Here is a 16986-nt window from a genome sequence, read left to right as displayed (position 1 = left end):
GTCCAGCGGCCTCCCAGATCACGGTCCGGATGGCCCGTGCCCAGAACCCAAACCGGCTAAACTACTCCGCCCCATCCCGGCAGGCCGCGGTGCCGGAGGGCGCGTGCGCGCGGAAGAACGCCGCGAGGTTCGCGAGGCCTGGGGCGCGGGGGTCGCTCGCCCGCCAGGCCAGCGCGATGGTGCGGCCGGGGCCGTCGACATCGAAGGCCCGGGTGACGGTCAGGCCGGTCGGGTCGGGGCCGGGGGGAACGGCGAGAGCCGGCAGCAGAGTATAGCCACTCCCGGCCGCCACCATCGAGCGCAGGGTCTCCAGGCTGGTGGCGTGGCGCCCGACCGAGGAGCCCGCGCCACAGGCCGCGATTGCCTGGTCGCGCAGGCAATTGCCCTCGTCGAGGAGTAGCAGGTCCGGCCCGGCGATCTCGGTGGCTGAGAGGGCGCCGCCGCGGGCGAGCGCGTGCTCGGCCGGGCAGGCGAGCCAGAACGGCTCGACGAAGAGCGGCGCCACCGCCAGCCCGACCGGGGGCAGGGGGAGGGAGACCAGGGCGGCGTCGATGCGTCCGTCGCGCAGGCCCTCGACGATCTCGGCGGTGCGCGACTCCGACAGAGACAGCGTCAGCAGCGGGTATTGCTGGCGCAACGGCCGCAGCACAAGCGGGAAGAAGTAGGGGCCGAGCGTCTGGATCGCGGCCAGGACCAGCCGGCCGGTGAGCGGCGAGCCGCGGCCCTCGGTGGCGAGCGCCAAGAGGCGTTGGGCCTCGGCCAGGACGATGCGCGACTGCCGAACGATCCCCTGGCCGGCCTCGGTGAGCAGCACCCGGCGGTTCGAGCGCTCGAACAGGGTGAGCCCGAGGGCCGCTTCCAGCTTGCGGACCTGCACGCTCAGGGTCGGCTGGCTGACGTTGCAGCGCTCGGCGGCCCGGCCGAAATGACCCTCATCGGCGACGGCGACGACATATTCCAGGTCGCGCAGCGACAGACCGGACAGGTTCATAGGCTGCGTCTATCACGGCGTTTGCGACGATGCATTAGCCAAGGTGCCTGGAGCGGTCCATAACCTCGTTGGAACGGTTTCAGTCTGGCGAGTCGGCCCCATATGCCGCTCACGGACTTCACGGAGAGACAAGACGCATGAGCGATCAACGCCCGATCCTGACCACCCGCCAGGGCCATCCGGTCCGCGACAACCAGAGCACCCGCACGGTCGGTGAGCGGGGCCCCGCGACGCTCGAGAACTACCAGTTCATCGAGAAAATCACCCATTTCGACCGTGAGCGGATCCCGGAGCGCGTCGTGCACGCCCGCGGCGCCGGCGCTCACGGCTGGTTCGAGGCCTACGGCAAGATCGGCGACGAGCCGGCCTCGAAGTACACCCGCGCCCGGGTGCTGACCGAGACCGGCGTCAAGACGCCGATGTTCGTGCGTTTCTCCACCGTGGCCGGCGCCAAGGAGAGCCCGGAGACTGAGCGCGACCCGCGCGGCTTCGCGGTGAAGTTCAAGACCGTCGACGGCAATTGGGACCTGGTTGGCAACAACCTCAAGGTGTTCTTCATTCGGGATGCGATCAAGTTTCCCGACATGATCCATGCGTTCAAGCCGGATCCGGTGACCAACCGCCAGGAGGCTTGGCGCTTCTTCGACTTCGTGGCCCAGCACCCCGAGTCGATCCACATGGTGACGCACCTCAAGTCGCCATGGGGCATCCCCGCCAACTATCGCGAGATGGAAGGCTCGGGCGTCAACACCTACAAGCTGGTCAACGACCAGGGCGAGGCCGTGCTCTGCAAGTTCCACTGGGAGCCGAAGCAGGGTGTCCGCAATCTGACCTCGCAGCAGGCCTCCGAGATCCAGGCCAAGGATGTCGGCCACGCGACCCGCGACCTGTACGACAACATCAAGGCCGGCAACTTCCCCGAGTGGGAATTCTGCGTGCAGATCATGCCGGACGGCCCGAACGAGCACCTGTCGTTCGATCCGCTGGACGACACGAAGCTGTGGCCGGTGGACCAGTTCCCGCTGCTGCCGGTGGGCCGCATGGTGCTCGACCGGGTGCCGGACAACTTCTTCGCTGAGGTCGAGCAGTCGGCCTTCGGCACCGGCGTGCTGGTCGACGGCATCGACTTCTCGGACGACAAGATGCTGCAGGGCCGGACCCTGTCCTACTCGGATACACAGCGCTACCGCGTCGGCGCTAATTACCTGCAGCTGCCGATCAATGCGCCGCAGCCCGGCGTGAAGGTCTACTCGAACCAGCGGGACGGCCAGATGACCTACACGGTCGACGGGACCGGCCCGAACAAGCACATCAACTACGAGCCCTCGACCCTGGCCGAGGGCCTGCGCGAGGCCCCGAAGCCGGCAAAGGACTACCACCAGCCGGTGCAGGGCCAGCTCGGCCGCTACCAGACCTCGCGCACCGAGGACGACTACACCCAGGCTGGCGTCCGGTACCGCTCGTTCCAGGATTGGGAGCGTGAGGACCTGATCGCCAACCTCGTGGCCGACATGAAGCAGTGCCCGGAGCCGATCCAGCTGCGGATGGTCTGGCACTTCTGGCACGCGGACGAGGATTACGGCCGCCGCGTCGCTGAGGGTGCGGGCATCGATCTGGAGAAGGCCAAGGCCCTGCCGCCGCTGCCGGGCCGCGCCGCTCCGCACAAGCGTCTGCAGGCCGAGACCTACACGGACGGTTCCCCGGCCCACCGGGTCGCCGCGGAGTAAGTCTCGCGCCGAACCGAACCTGACCGATGGAAGGCCCCGCGGGTGACAGCCCGCGGGGCCTTTCTCTTGACCGCGACCCGACGTGCGCTTGCCGCTTACGGGCAATGGCGCCGGACGTGCCCCCGGCCGAGGTAGGTCTGGGTCACTGGATCGTAGGTCCTGAAGCGGCGGGCGCAGGCCGCCACCGCGGCTGCGAGATCGGCTGGGTCCGTCTCGACCACGGGCGGCACGTCGGCAGGCGCCACGTAGACCGAGCGCCGGTAGATCCGCGGCGCGTAGACATAGGCGTCGTCGTAGAACGGATCACCGAGATCGCCCCACAAGGTGCCCAGGCCGAAGCCGAGACCGAAGCCCGCGAGACCGTAGCCATAATAATCGTCGTACCGGGGGCGATAGACATAGGGACGTCGGAACGCGAAGCTGGGTCGGTGGCCCCGCCAGCCAACGATGGCTGGGCCCGGCCGGACCGGCCCGAGGGGCCGTCCCCAGGCGCCGACCCGGGTCCCGATCCCGCCGTGGAAGCCGGGGCCGAACCCGCGCGCCTCGGCGCCCGCGATCGTCAGTGGAAGTGCAACGATCGCGGCTGCAACCAGAAGAAGCAAAGACTTATTGATACGTGCCATACCGTTACCCGAAGCAACGCGCCGGTCTCGCGCAGACGCTGACTCGACGGAATAATTCAGGTTATCCTGGCCCGGGCGCCTCTCGCGTCAACAGTTCTCGGCGCAGCTGTCGGGCCATGCGAACTCGACTGTTGCGCGGACAGGCAACCGACGGACGAGGGGCTGCTATGCGGCGTCCGCCGCCTCAATCAGCAGCCGCCGGCCGGCAGCGGCGGTGGAAGCGGTGCGCTGCCCGGATCCGGCGCAGCGGCGCTGACCTTGCGGTCGCGGCCGGCGGCTTGCCCGACCAAGATCGCCACGATGGCGATGGTGACAAACAGAGCGCCCGGCAGCCCCCAGCCGCCGGTCGCCTCGTGGGCGAGCCCGAAGGCGAGGGGGCCGAGGCAGGCGCCGGTATAGCCGATGCCCTGCGCCATGGCCGAGAGACCGGCGGCGCTGGCGGCATCCGCGGCGCGCAGGACGATCAGGGTCAACCCCAGGCCGAAGCAGCCGCCGATGCCGAAGCCGAGCGCGCAGGCGGCGGGGATGCGCAGAGCCTCGGGGCCGAAGGCGAGCACCAGGAAGGACACCGCCGTAAGCCCCGGAATGGCGACGATCCAGGCGCGCTGGTCCCGCGCCCGGGCGGCCAGCATAGCGGTGAGCAGCGCGCCGGGCGCCTGGATCAACGTCATCAGCGAGGCGTAGAGGCCGGCGTCGAGCGCCGAGAGGCCGCGGGCCTGGAGCAGCAGCGGCAGCCAGCCGAACAGGGTGTAGGCGAGCGAGGATTGCAGGCCCATGAAGCCCGTGACCCACCAGGCGAGCGGATCGCGCAGCAGACGTCCGGCGGACGGCGCCCGGGTCGTGGCCGTGCGGCGGGCGAACGGGATCCACAGGAAGGCGGCCACCAGCGCCGGCAATGCCCAGACAGCCAGCGCCGAGGGCCATCCGCCGCCGAGCGCGTGCTCCACCGGCACGGCGGCGCCCGCGCCTGCGGCCGCGCCGAGGCACAGGGTCATGGTGTAGAGGCCAGTCATCAGGCCGCCGCTGCCGGCAAAGTCACGCTTCACCAGCGCCGGCAGGAGCACGTTGTCGAGCCCGATCCCGATAGCGGCGAGCGCCGTCCCGACGAAGAGGGGCCCGAGGCCGCCGAGCCCGCGCAGGGTCAGGCCGGCGGCGAGGATCGTGGCGCCGACGAGCACGGCGACATCGGGCCCGATCCGGCGGATCAGCGGCGCCGCCAGGGCGCAGGCGATGCCGAGGCACAGGACCGGCAGGGTGGTCAGGATCGCGGCGCCCCCGGCGCTCAGACCGGTGCTCTCCCGGATCGTCGCCAGCAGCGGGCCGATCGTGCTCAGCGCCGGGCGCAGGTTGAACGCCACCAGCATCAGCGCGAGGCCCAACAGGATCCGGCCCGGGGCCGTACGCTCAGGGGTCATGCCCGCCGCCGGGCCGTGAGGGCGCCGCCCAGGCAGGCGGCCAGCATCAGCGCGAAGACGGCGTCGCCAAGCCGCCCGTACAGGGTGCCGCCGACGATCCGGGCGGGCAGGTCGGCATCGAGCCAGGTTTCCTGATCGAGCTCGGTCCGGGCGACGATGCGGCCATGGGGGTCGATCACGGCGGAGATCCCGGTATTGGCGTCCCGCACCAGCGGCAGGCCCTCCTCGACGGCGCGCAGCCGCGCCTGGGCCAGATGCTGGCGCGGGCCCGGCGTGTCGCCGAACCAGGCATCGTTGGTGACGTTTAGGATCAGCCCGGGCGGCCGCGGCACCGAGGCAGCCGTCGCCGGAAGTATCGCGTGCGGAAAAATCGCCTCGTAGCAGATCGTGGCCGCCACCGGGGGGAGGCCCGGCACGGACAGGATCCGCTGGGCCGCCAGGGTGCCGGCCGAGAAGCCGCCGGGGATCGCCACGAACTGGCGGAGGCCGAGCGCCCGCAGTGCGGCGTCGAGGGGGGCCGGCAGGTACTCGCCGAACGGGACGAGATGGACCTTGTCGTAGGTGTCGGAGATCACGCCGTCCGGCCCGATCACCATGACGGCGTTGAAGTAGCGCAGGCGCTCGCCTGGCAGGGGCTCTTCGGCCCGGGCCGCACCGGTGACGAGCTGCTGCCCGGGCTTGAGGCCCGCCGCCACCTTGGCCAGGGCGTCGGGATCGCGCTGGATCAGGAACGGGAAGGCCGATTCCGGCCAGACGATATGGGTCGGCTCGGGCGCGCCGCCCTCGGTCGGACGCTGGCTTAGCTCGATGTAGCGGTCGACGATGTCGGCGCGGTTCTCGGGCCGGAACTTGGCATCCTGCGGCAGGTTCGGCTGGACGAGGCGCAGGCGGACGCCCGCCACCACCGGATCGGGCGGCCCGAGGCGCGCGGCCCCGTAGAGCGCCATGCCGATCAGCACGATCGCGGCGGCGGCGCTCGGCCCGAACCGGCTGCGCGGATGCGAGCCGGTGGCGAGGGTCGCCGGGGCGGCGCAGATCAGAACCGCCAGCACCGTCAGGCCGTAGAGGCCGATCACGGCGCCCCATTGCATCAGCCAGAGGTTCTGGGCGAGCGCCATCCCGAGGGTGTTCCAGGGGAAGCCCGTGAACAGGTGGCCGCGCAGCCATTCGGCGGCGCCGATCCCGAAGGCGAGGGCGGCGATCCGGGCCGGACCGCGCAGCCAGAGCAGGCCGGCGGCGCCGAACCCGGCGCCGTAGAACAGGCCGAGCGCGAAGGGGAGGCCAACGACGCCGAGCGGCATCGCCCACAGGAACTCGTCGGCCTCCACCAGGAAGGCCTGTCCGAGCCACCACAGGCCGGCGGTGAGGTAGCCGAAGCCCCAGGCCCAGCCGACCACGAAACAGGGCCAGAGGCGCCGCGGCGCGGTCCGGTCCGCGGCCGCCCCGTCCATCAGCCAGACCGCCACCGACAGTGAGACGGCCATGGCCGGCAGGAACCCGTAGGGCGGCATCGCCAGCGCGCCCAGGGCGCCGGCGAGCCAGGCGAGGCCGAGTCGGCGCCAGCCCTTCAGCCGGGCGATCGCCCGCACGAAGCCCGGGGCGGGGCGGCCGAGCGGGCTGCTCGGGGCGGCCACGTCCCGGGCGTGCCCCACGGTCAGGACCGCCACGCAGAACCCGTCACGTGAAGATCCTCATGGATGCGGCGTCTCGGGCACCGGCGCCGGGGTGGGCGGGGGCAGCGCCAGCGGCACCACCGTGCTGATCCGCGCCGCGCCCTTGTGGAAGCGGAGCCGCTTCAGGCGGCGGGGATCGGCGTCGAGCACCTCGAATTCGAGGTTGCCCGGCCCCGCGATGAGCTCGCCCCGGGACGGGACCCGGCCGGCCAGGGTGACGATCATGCCGCCCAGCGTATCGATCTCCTCGGCCATGTCGCCGACCGCGGCCACGAGGTCGACGCCGGTGGCCTCGGAGACCTCGGCGAGCGGCGTGCGCGCATCGGCCACGAACACCTCGTCCTCGCCGTCGACCCGCTGGACCTGCTTGGCTTCGGCGACGTCGTGCTCGTCCTCGATATCGCCGACCACGACCTCGATCAGGTCCTCGATGGAGATCAGCCCGTCGGTGCCGCCATACTCGTCGATGACCAGGGCCATGTGGGTGCGCGTCGCCTGCATCCGCACCAGCAGGTCGATGGCCGGCATGGACGGGGGCACGAACAGGACCGGCCGCTGGATGCGGGCGGCGGCGAGCGTGGTGGTGAGATCGACCTTGCCGAGGTCGAGGGACCGGTGCATCCGGGTGGGCGGGCGCCGGGTGGTGCGCGGCGCGACGGTGGCGTCGGCCTCGCTCTCGGCGGGCGTGGCGGGCCGGACCGCGGCTGCCGCGCTGCGCCGGGCAGGCTCGGCCTTGGCGGCGATGTGGTCGACCAGATCGCGGATGTGGACCATGCCGCGGGGGTCGTCCAGCGTCTCGCCATAGACCGGCAGGCGGGAATGGCCGGCGCTGCGGAACAGCTTGAGCAGATCGCCGAGATTGGTATCGTTCGAGACCGCGACGATGTCGGCCCGCGGGACCATTACGTCGTCGACCCGCACCTTGTGCAGGCCGAGCACGTTCTTGAGCATCACCCGCTCGAGGGGGGTGAGACCGCTCTCGCCGGCATCGGGCTCGGCGAGGGCCTCCTCAAGCCCCTCGCGCAGCGAATCGCGCGGCTTGAGGTGGAGCGCCTGCAACAGGCGGTCGTACCAGGGGTCCCGGGTCTGGGACTCACCCTCGGTGGAACTGGGCGCGGCCAGGGCCGCGCCGCGACTTCGATCGTTGCTCATGTCTCTCGGATCTGGGGGCGGTGGGGAATCGGCCGCTCAGGCATAAGGATCTGGAATGCCCAGGGTCGCGAGGGCCGCGACTTCGAGCGCCTCCATGGCCTCGGCCTCGGCCTCGCCGTTCTCGTGGTCCTGACCGAGACAATGCAGGGTGCCATGGACGAGGAGGTGCGCGAGGTGATTCTGGAGCGGCTTCGACTGCTCGGCACTCTCGCGCACAAGGGTCTCGTAGGCAAGGACCACGTCGCCGAGCGGCAGCGCGGCGCCCGCATGCCGGGGCTGCGGGGCGGCCGGGAAGGACAGCACGTTGGTTGGCTTATCCTTGTTGCGCCAGGTGCGGTTGAGCTCCTGGACGGTGGCGTCGTCTGTCAGCATGACGCTGACCTCCACGGGCCCGTCCGGCGGCTCGGGGGCGGCAGCCAGCCCGGCTTCGACCGCGCGGATCACCAGCGATTCGAGGTCTGGGATCGCGGTTTCCCAGCGCTCGTCCTCGACCGTGAGGTCGATGTCGTGGGGCGTGCTCACGCCAGCGGCCGACGCCGGGGGTTGGGATTTCGATCGGCATCGCCGTCGCCGTGCGAGGCACGCTCGTAGGCGGTGACGATCCGGCGCACGAGGTCGTGACGGACCACGTCCACGTCCTTGAAGGTCACCCGGCCGATTCCCTCCACGCCGTCGAGGACGTTCACCGCCTCCACGAGGCCGGATTTCTGGCCCGGCGGCAGGTCGACCTGGCTGGGGTCGCCGGTGATGATCATGCGCGAGCCTTCGCCGAGGCGGGTCAGGAACATCTTCATCTGCATGGAGGTGGTGTTCTGCGCCTCGTCAAGGAGCACCACCGCGTTGGTCAGGGTGCGCCCGCGCATGAAGGCGAGCGGCGCGATCTCGATGATCCCGGTCTGCAACCCACGGTCGACGTGGCGCGCCTCCATGAAATCGTAGAGGGCGTCGTAGATCGGGCGCAAATACGGATCGACCTTGTCCCGCATGTCGCCAGGCAGGAAGCCCAGGCGTTCGCCGGCCTCCACCGCGGGCCGGGACAGAATCAGGCGCTCGGCATGGCCCTGCTCGAGCAGCGAGACCGCGTGGCCAACCGCGAGCCAGGTCTTGCCGGTGCCGGCCGGGCCTTCCGCGAAGACCAGCTCGTTGGTCCGCAGCAGCTTGATGTACTGGTCCTGCGCCTGGTTGCGCGCTCGCACCGCCCCACGCTTGCGAGTGGCGATCTGCTCGAAATGCGGCTTGTCGGCCTCGGCGGCGATGTCCTCGGCGGGGAACAGGGTCGCCTGGGCGGTGGCCTCCCGGATCGCGCCGTCGACATCGCCGAGCGTCAGGGTGCTGCCGCCGGTCCGCACCCGGGCGTAGAGCTTCTGGAACACCCGCCTGGCCTTCTCGGCGGCGTCGGGCGGGCCCTTGATGACGAGGTGGTTGCCGAGCGCGGTGGCGGTGACGTCGAGCCGGCGCTCGATATGGGCGACGTTCTGGTCGTATTGACCGAAGACGAGGCTCGCGAGGCGGTTGTCGTCGAAGGTCAGCGGCACCTCGACCGTCTCGTCCGATCCGGGCGGCCGCGCCGCCGGCCCGCGACCCCGCAGGGCTCCGCGCACGCCAGACCCGTCCGACGCGCTCAACCTGTGATCCTCACCGCCATCCCCATCGATACGATCCTCACGCCGCAACGGCCTCGGAGGCAAGCTGCCCGAACAGGCTGTTGGTTCCGGCCCGGACGATCCGGACCGGCACGACCGACCCGATATGGTGGGGCGCCGCGTCGAACTGCACAGCCAGAAGGTGCGGCGTCTTGCCCGCGACCTGGCCGGGGTGCCGCCCCGCCTTCTCGACTAGGACGTCGAAGACCTGGCCGACAGCAGCCCGCTGATAGGCGTAGCGCTGTTCGTCCAGCAGCGCCTGCAGCTCGGCGAGCCGCTCGGCCATCACCGTCTCGGGGACCATGTCGGCGCGCTCGGCCGCCGGGGTGCCGGGGCGGGGGCTGTACTTGAACGAGAACGCGCTCTCGAAGCCGATCTCACGCACCAGGTCCAGGGTGTCGGCGAAATCGGCGTCGGTCTCGCCGGGGAAGCCGACGATGAAGTCGGAGGACAGCGCGACATCCGGCCGGGCGGCACGCACGCGGTCGATCAGGCTGCGATACGCGTCGCGCGTGTGCTTGCGGTTCATGGCGGCGAGGATCCGGTCCGAGCCAGACTGCACCGGCAGGTGCAGGTACGGCATCAGGGCCGGCACCTCGGCATGGGCCCGGACCAGCGCGTCGTCGAAATCGTTGGGGTGGCTCGTGGTGTAGCGGATCCGCGCGAGGCCGGGGATCTTCGCGACCGCCCTGATGAGATCCGCGAGACCAACCGGGGCGCCGTCGGGCCCAAGCCCGTGATAGCCGTTGACGTTCTGGCCGATCAGCGTGAGCTCGCGGGCGCCGCCCTGCACGAGCTTCTCGGCCTCCGCCAGCACCGCCGATACCGGGCGCGAGACCTCGGCACCCCGGGTATAGGGTACCACGCAGAATGCGCAGAACTTGTCGCAGCCCTCCTGCACAGTGAGGAACGCGGCGGGCCCGGAGGTGCGGCGCCGGGGCAGATGGGTGAACTTGTCCTCGACCGGAAATTCGGTGTCGACCACCCGGCGCTCGCGGGAGCGGGCCAGGAGGTCGGGCAGGCGGTGATAGCTCTGGGGACCGACCACCACGTCGACCGCGGGCTGGCGGGCCTGGATCTCGGCACCCTCGGCCTGAGCGACGCATCCGGCGACGACGATCCGGGTGTCGAGGCCGCGGGCCTCCCGCTCGCCCTTGAGAACGCGCAGGCGGCCGAGCTCGGAATAGACCTTCTCGGCGGCCTTCTCGCGGATGTGGCAGGTGTTGAGGACGACGACGTCGGCCTCCTCCACCGAATCGGTCGGCGTGAACCCTTCAGCGCCCAGCACGTCGGCCATGCGGGCCGCGTCGTAGGCGTTCATCTGGCAACCGTAGGATTTGACGAAGGCCTTCTTCAACGCGTGCCGCCCTCAACCGTCCGCTCGTCCGATGTGCCGGCGTCGATCCTGCGCGGATCGGCCGGCCGCAGGCCTGTAGCATGGATCGCGCGGATCGTCGCGACGCCTTCCGGCCGCGGAAGCCCCACGAGAAACGCCGGACCGCCCGGCAGGTGGGGCGATCCGGCGTGTGGTTCGACAGGGGCGGCGGGGGTTGCCCGCCACCCGTTCAGTGGGCGACCGCCGCGGGAGCCGGGACGGCGAGCACCATGTCCTGGAAGAACGGCACGTAGGCCTGGAGCATCACGAACAGGCCGACCAGGCAGGCCAGCGCGATCGAGTGCCAGAACACGAAGCGCAGGATCGTGCCCTCCTGGCCGAAATAGCCGGTGGCCGTGGAGGCGACGACGATCGACTGCGCGTCGATCATCTTGCCCATCACGCCGCCCGACGAGTTCGCCGCCGCCATCAAGACGCCCGACAGGCCGAGCTGCTCGGCGGTGATCCGCTGCAGCCCGCCGAACAGGACGTTCGACGCCGTGTCCGACCCGGTCAGCGCGACGCCCAGCCAGCCGAGCAGCGTGCCGAAGAACGGGTACAGGATGCCGGTTCCCGCGAAGGCGAGGCCCAGCGTGGCGTCGACGCCGGCGTAGCGGGTGAGCACGCCGAGCGCGAGCATCGCCGCGATGGTGATTAGCGAGAAGCGCAGCGCCCAGATCGTCTCGATATAGGCGGTGACGAGGCGCAGCGGCGAGAACCGCATGATCAGCCCGGAGATGATCGCCGCGATCAGCACGCCGGTCCCGGTGTAGGACATGTAGGTGAACAGGAAAACCGCGCCCTCGGGCACCGGCTTGGCCACCACCGGCGGCACCTTCATGATCGCGTTGTGCAGGCCCGGCACCTCGTATTTCCAGGTGAAGAGCGGGTTCACGATGCCCTTGAACCAGCCGGTGCCCCAGATCGCGACGACCACCGAGAGGATGATCCACGGCAGCCAGGCCAGCAGGATCTCGCGCTGCGAGGCCGTGCGCGTGCCGATATGCACCGGGGGCGTGCCGGGAACGCCGGCGCCGAGCGGCGACGGGCGCGGGGTCGCCAGGGCCAGGGACGGGTCGTGGCCGCGCAGGGCCGGCGAGGTCCAGATCTCCCGCGGCTGCCAGATTTTCAGGAACAGCACGAGGGCGAGCATCGACGCGATCGAGGCGCCGATATCGACGATCCACGGATTGACGTAGTTCGAGATCAGGAACTGCGCGGCCGCGAAGGATCCGGCGCAGACCAGGATCGGCGGCCAGACCCGGACCATGCCGCGGAAACCCGCGAACACCCAGATCAGCCAGAACGGCACGATGAGCGAGAACAGCGGCAGCTGCCGCCCGATCATCGCGCCCAGTATCTCGGGCGGGTACCCGGTGACCGAGGCCAGGCCCTGAATCGGCGCGCCGAGCGCCCCGAAGGCCACCGGCGCGGTGTTGGCGATCAGCGACAGGCCCGAAGCCGCGAGCGGCGAAAAGCCCAGCCCGATCAGGATCGCCCCGGTGACGGCCACCGGCGTGCCGAACCCGCCCGCGCCCTCGAAGAAGGCGCCGAACGCGAAGGCCACCAGCAGGAGCTGCAGGCGCCGGTCGGCGGTGATGCCGGCCACCGATTGCTGCAGCACCGAGAACCAGCCCTTCTCCACCGTCAGCCGGTAGAGGAAGATGACGTTGAGGATGATCCAGCCGATCGGGAAGAAGCCGGTGACCATCCCGAGGATCGCGGCCCGGGACGCCAGCCCGGCCGGCATGCCGAAGCCGACGATGGCGACCAGCAGGGCGAGGCCCAGCGCGATGACGGCGGCGATATGGGCTTTCACGCGCCCGCTCGCGATCATGGCGAGCAGGGCGATCACCGGGACAGAGGCGGCCAGCGTCGAGAGCCATGGGCTCCCGAACGGATCATAGACCTGGTTCCAGGGTTGCAACGGGCGTCCTCCAATACCCCGACTTCACGGGTTTCGGCCTAGCTATCAGAGGCCCACCAGCCGCTCAACTCACATGCATCATGTATTCATGGGGTGGTTTTACCGGGTCGTCGCGGTCGGCGGGTCGATCTGACCGCGGCATGATTGTGCGGGCCGCGAAGCGACCCAACGCGGCGGCCGACGGCCGGATGCAGCACGTCACCGGGTCGCTTGGCGGCGGGCAAGAACGGGGGAACCGACGGGTTCCGGTCGCCCTAAGGCGTCTCAGACCGTCGCGATCTCGGATCCACCGAGATCGAGACCGGGTGGGGCCGGCCGGGCACCGAGCGTCGGCTGGGCCTCCCCGCGATCGGTGAGGATGCCCGTCAGGGCGGCGCGCACCTCGGCTTCCGCGGCCGCGGTGGCGACCTTGCGGTCGGTGGTCGCCTCGAAGGTGATCGGCTTGCCCCAGACCACCTGGACGTCGATCGGGCCGCCCTGCACGAAGGTCGCGAGATGCGGCGCCAGGTCCATGTCGCCGTACCAGGCGATCTCGGACCGCTCGGAGCGCACCACCGGCAGGCCGTTGCGCCGGGGATAGGCGATCGCCAGCGGCTGGAGGCGCACACGGCCCCGTCCGGCCTCGGCCTGCAGGGCGGCCCGCGCCGCGCCGACCAGCGCCGAACGGAACGGCAGCAGCCGGTTGCCGTCGCCGGTGGTCCCCTCCGCGAACAGCACCACCAACTCGCCCTCGGCCAGGCGATGGCCCATCGCGGTGCTCACCGTGGCGGTGGCCCCGCGGCGCTGCCGGTCGATGTAGATCGTGCGCTGGAGCGCCGCCAGCGCGTTGATCACCGGCCAGCTGGCGATCTCCGATTTCGCCACGAAGGAGAGCGGCCGCAGCGAGCCGATCACCACGATGTCCAGCCACGACACGTGGTTCGACAGCACCAGTGCCGCCTCGCCGGGATCCGGCGGCGTCCCGGACTGCATCACCCGGACGGAGAACAGCCACAGGAAGAGGCGATGGAACAGGATCGGTGCCACGGTCGTCCGGCGGCCGAGCAGCCGCATCGCGATCCAGTGCGGCGGCGCCAGCACCAGGAAGGCGAGGGCGAGCAGAACGCAGCGCCCGATGAGGCCGAGGCGGCTCACGCCGTTACAGGTCGGCGCTCATGGTCAGCGCGGTCGCCCGGCTGCCGTCGGCCTTGAGATAGTAGCCGGTGCGCTCGCCGACCTTGCGGAAGCCGTGTCGGGCGTAGAGCTTGAGTGCGGGGACGTTGCCCTCGTCGACCTCCAGATGGACCCGGCTGATCCCGGCATGCGCCAGGCTGGAGAGGTGCTCGCGCAGGAGCCGGCGGCTATGACCGCCGCCGCGAAGCGCCGGGGACAGCACCACGGTCAGGATCTCGGCCTCGTCGGCGGCGCGGCGCGACAGGACGAAGCCCTGGAGCGTCCCGGCCCGCCACAGGGCATGGGCCTGCGTCGAGCGCTCGCACAGCATGCGCTCGAACTCGTGGGCCTCCCAGGGCCGGGCGAAGGCGGTGGCGTGCAGCCGAGCCAGCGCCGGCGCCTGCGCGGCGTCGGCGAGCGGCGCCACGTAGGGCTCGGGGGTGAGGGCGTCCCACCAGGCAGCCCACCAGTCGAGGGGCCAGAACGGAAGGGGACGCGTCATTGCCGCGCGATCCTGGCATGGTCCTGGGGCCGCGCATCGGGCCCGCGGAGGTAGAGCGGGCGCGGCAGGGCCTGGGCCGGGTCGGCCACGAGACCGAGCGAGGCCACGGCGGTGATCTCGGGTGCGCCGAGGCCGGCGACGCGCGCCGGGACCCCGCGGGAGGCCAGGGCGGCCGCGACCAGGGTGGCGCCCGAGCCGGTGAGCACCACGGGGCCCGATCCCAGCCGTTCCGCAGCCGTCTCCACCGGGAGGTGCGCCGGCGCGAGCCCGTCGCTCGAGCCGAGCGCCTGGACGTAGACCGCGCCGTGCCGGGCATCGATTGCGGCGGCGATCACGCCCTCCACGGAGTCCGCCAGCAGCGGCGCGAGCAGGGCCGAGAGGGTGCCGACGCCGACGACCGGCTTGCCGGTGGCGAGGCCGATGGCCCGGGCCGCCGAGAGGCCGACCCGCAACCCGGTATAGCTGCCCGGTCCCACCGTCACGGCGATGCGATCGATCGACTCGAAGCCGCCCTCGACCCGGGCGATCACTCGCTCGATCAGCGGCAGCAGCGCCTCGGCATGGCCGCGCACCATCGGCAGCGACTCGGCCGAAAGCGGCGCGTCGGCATCGTCCGCGGCGACGCAGGCGGCGCACAGGTCCAGCGCTGTGTCGATGGCTAGGATACGCACGCCCACTCCCGAATGCCGGACCGGACCGACGACCGCTCCCATTCTGCCCCGAAGGACACGAAGACCCTAGCGTTAGAACAAAACCGCCGTCCCGTCAGCGCGGGGCGGCGGAGAGAACCGCGTTGGCGGTGAAGTGTTGCCGGCTTGCGCCGGTCTGCAGCTCCGGGAAACCCTCAGGCCGCCCGCACCTTCGAGAGGAATGCGTGGACCTCGGCGTTCAGCCGCGCGGATTGTCGGGACAACTCGGAGGCCGAATCCAGCACCACGGCGGCCGCCGAACCGGTCGCCTCGGACGCCTGCGCCACCCCGACGATGTTATGCGTCACCTCGCCGGTCCCGCTCGCCGCCTGCGCGACGTTGCGGACGATCTCCTGTGTCGCGGCGCTTTGCTCTTCCACCGCGGCGGCGATGCTGGTGGCCACGCCGCTGATCTCGCGGATCAGCCCCACGATCGAGCCGATCGCCGAGGCCGCCTGGCCGGTGGCGCCCTGGACCCGGCCGATCTGCGCGGCGATCTCGTCGGTGGCCCTGGCGGTCTGCTCCGCCAGTTCCTTCACCTCGGCCGCGACCACAGCGAAACCGCGCCCGGCCTCACCGGCGCGGGCCGCCTCGATGGTCGCGTTGAGCGCGAGCAGGTTGGTCTGGCTGGCAATCGACGCGATCAGGCCGATCACGTCGCCGATCCGCGCCACGGCACCGCTCAACTCCTGCATCAGCGCGCCGGTCTGGTCGGCTTGGCTCACCGTCCTCTGGGCCAGGTCGGACGCGCCCTCGACCTGCCGGCCGATCTCGCCGATTGAGACCCCGAGCTCCTCGGCCGCCGCCGCAACGGTGTTGACGTTGGCAGCCGCCTCTTCGGCCGCGGAGGCCACCGCACTGGTCTGGCCGGCGGTCTCGGTCGCGGTGCCGGTGAGGGTCTGCGCCGTGGTCTGGAGCTCGGTGGCCGAGGTTGAGACCTGGCCGACGATGCCGCCCACCGCCACCTCGAAACGGTCGGCCAGCTCGGCCATCGCGCGCCGCTGCTGCTGCGCCGCGGCTTCGTCGGCCTTGCGTTTGAGATCGGCCTCCGCGGCGGCTTTTCGGGCCATCATCGCCTTGATGCCCTCCACCGCCCGTCCGACCGCGCCGATCTCGTCGCCCCGGCGCGCCTCCGCGATCTCGGCCTCGATCTCGCCCTTGGCCATGCGCTGGAGCACCGCGACCAGGCGGTTGAGCGGCCCGGTGATACCGATAGTGGAGACCAGGAGCGAGCAGAGGATGCCGACGACCAGGCCGAAGGCGCCGAAGCCGATCAGGCTGTAGCGGGTCGCGTTCGTTTCGGCGGTGAGGTCGCTCGAGCGCTTGCGCATGTAGGCTTCGATGGAATCGCCGAGCTTGGTCCCCTCGACTCCCAAGGTGGCGAAGATCGGCTCGCTCGTCTCACGCGCCGCCTTCAAGGCGGCGTCCTTCTGCCCGGCGACGGCGAGGCGCCGTGCCTCCGACGCCGCCGCCACGAAGCGGACGGTGCGCTCCCGCTGCGCCTGGATCGCATCGGAGAAGGCCAGCACCTGCTGTGCGAGATCGGACAGGGTCTTGTCGGCCTGCGCCACGACGACGTCGAACTGCGCGCCCGCTTGGCGGACCTGCTCCGGATCGGTCTCGGCGATCGCCCGGTACATCAGGTAATTCAGCGTGTTGTTCAGGCGATTGGTCCGCCGCACGTTCGACACGGCCTTCGCCTCCCGGGCGATCAGGTTCGTGTAGATCGCGTCGATCACGACCATGCGGGACTGGGCGAACCAGATGCAGCCGCCCACGATCACCGCAATGATGAGATTGATCGCCAAAAGCTTCGTAACGATGTTCGTGCGGCTGAGGAGGTTCATGCTGGGCCCCGGGAATCGTCCGGGCACGAACAACCTGACGAAACCTTACGTCAAGCCCAGGACGTCGAAACCCACGGATCTGATGACTGCAAGCGTTTCGCGCATTCAGTCATCAGGAATTTCTATAAGGGATTCATACCTGCGCGTTCCTGACCTTATCGCGCGTTGCCGTCCGATCGCCACGAAGTGAATAGTGACATCGCGGGCTTCACCGATCGGTGACAAGTCGTAGCGAGCCTCTCGATCAGTTCCTGCGGCGCCGGCGCGAGC

Annotated in this window: 14 protein-coding genes; 1 reads left to right on the top strand and 13 read right to left on the bottom strand. The window is 70.7% G+C overall.

Annotated elements, in window-relative coordinates; translation table 11 throughout:
• Window positions 1–61: 61 nt before the first annotated feature.
• Complete coding sequence (locus AKJ13_RS06420) at window positions 62–991, bottom strand: LysR substrate-binding domain-containing protein (protein ID WP_050732608.1); 930 nt, start codon at window positions 989–991, stop codon at window positions 62–64.
• Window positions 992–1128: 137 nt separating this feature from the next.
• On the opposite strand from AKJ13_RS06420, the gene AKJ13_RS06415 reads away from it, so the two are divergent.
• Complete coding sequence (locus AKJ13_RS06415) at window positions 1129–2718, top strand: catalase (protein ID WP_050732607.1); 1590 nt, start codon at window positions 1129–1131, stop codon at window positions 2716–2718.
• Window positions 2719–2813: 95 nt separating this feature from the next.
• Here AKJ13_RS06415 and AKJ13_RS06410 read toward each other — a convergent pair whose 3' ends face one another.
• The 12 genes from AKJ13_RS06410 to AKJ13_RS06355 all read right to left on the bottom strand — a co-directional run bounded on the left by AKJ13_RS06410 (window position 2814) and on the right by AKJ13_RS06355 (window position 16716).
• A complete protein-coding gene (locus AKJ13_RS06410) occupies window positions 2814–3341 on the bottom strand; it encodes a BA14K family protein (RefSeq protein WP_050732606.1) in 528 nt (175 codons plus the stop codon).
• 188 nt (window positions 3342–3529) lie between these two features.
• Window positions 3530–4756 (bottom strand): MFS transporter, encoded by a 1227-nt coding sequence (locus AKJ13_RS06405; protein WP_050732605.1) that lies wholly within the window; start codon window positions 4754–4756, stop codon window positions 3530–3532.
• Window positions 4753–6345, bottom strand: a complete 1593-nt coding sequence (gene lnt, locus AKJ13_RS06400; RefSeq protein ID WP_244471534.1) for an apolipoprotein N-acyltransferase — start codon at window positions 6343–6345, stop codon at window positions 4753–4755. The genes AKJ13_RS06405 and lnt overlap by 4 nt, the downstream gene beginning before the upstream one ends.
• Window positions 6346–6447: 102 nt before the next feature.
• Window positions 6448–7581: a hemolysin family protein gene (locus tag AKJ13_RS06395; RefSeq protein WP_050732604.1), complete on the bottom strand. Its 1134-nt coding sequence runs from the start codon at window positions 7579–7581 to the stop codon at window positions 6448–6450.
• Window positions 7582–7617: 36 nt separating this feature from the next.
• Window positions 7618–8103: an rRNA maturation RNase YbeY gene (gene ybeY / locus AKJ13_RS06390; protein WP_050732603.1), complete on the bottom strand. Its 486-nt coding sequence runs from the start codon at window positions 8101–8103 to the stop codon at window positions 7618–7620.
• Window positions 8100–9170, bottom strand: a complete 1071-nt coding sequence (locus tag AKJ13_RS06385) for a PhoH family protein (protein WP_244471533.1) — start codon at window positions 9168–9170, stop codon at window positions 8100–8102. Before AKJ13_RS06385 ends, ybeY begins: the two co-directional genes overlap by 4 nt.
• A gap of 73 nt (window positions 9171–9243) precedes the next feature.
• Complete coding sequence (gene miaB, locus AKJ13_RS06380; protein ID WP_050732601.1) at window positions 9244–10581, bottom strand: tRNA (N6-isopentenyl adenosine(37)-C2)-methylthiotransferase MiaB; 1338 nt, start codon at window positions 10579–10581, stop codon at window positions 9244–9246.
• A gap of 208 nt (window positions 10582–10789) precedes the next feature.
• Window positions 10790–12526: an L-lactate permease gene (locus tag AKJ13_RS06375; protein ID WP_050732600.1), complete on the bottom strand. Its 1737-nt coding sequence runs from the start codon at window positions 12524–12526 to the stop codon at window positions 10790–10792.
• 264 nt (window positions 12527–12790) lie between these two features.
• Window positions 12791–13660 (bottom strand): lysophospholipid acyltransferase family protein, encoded by an 870-nt coding sequence (locus tag AKJ13_RS06370; RefSeq protein WP_050732599.1) that lies wholly within the window; start codon window positions 13658–13660, stop codon window positions 12791–12793.
• A 4-nt stretch (window positions 13661–13664) separates the two neighbouring features.
• On the bottom strand, window positions 13665–14180 hold the full coding sequence (locus tag AKJ13_RS06365) for a GNAT family N-acetyltransferase (RefSeq protein WP_007566627.1): 516 nt from the start codon (window positions 14178–14180) through the stop codon (window positions 13665–13667).
• Complete coding sequence (tsaB, locus tag AKJ13_RS06360) at window positions 14177–14851, bottom strand: tRNA (adenosine(37)-N6)-threonylcarbamoyltransferase complex dimerization subunit type 1 TsaB (protein WP_050732765.1); 675 nt, start codon at window positions 14849–14851, stop codon at window positions 14177–14179. Before tsaB ends, AKJ13_RS06365 begins: the two co-directional genes overlap by 4 nt.
• A 173-nt stretch (window positions 14852–15024) precedes the next feature.
• Window positions 15025–16716 carry a HAMP domain-containing methyl-accepting chemotaxis protein gene (locus AKJ13_RS06355; protein WP_050732598.1) on the bottom strand — a complete coding sequence of 564 codons (1692 nt, stop codon included), beginning with the start codon at window positions 16714–16716 and terminating at the stop codon, window positions 15025–15027.
• Window positions 16717–16986: the final 270 nt, after the last annotated feature.

Source organism: Methylobacterium sp. ARG-1 (genome assembly GCF_001262595.1).
Classification (GTDB): Bacteria; Pseudomonadota; Alphaproteobacteria; order Rhizobiales; family Beijerinckiaceae; genus Methylobacterium; species Methylobacterium brachiatum.
The sequence above is the reverse complement of the archived record's forward strand: the minus strand, read 5'-3'. Positions and strand labels throughout refer to the sequence as shown.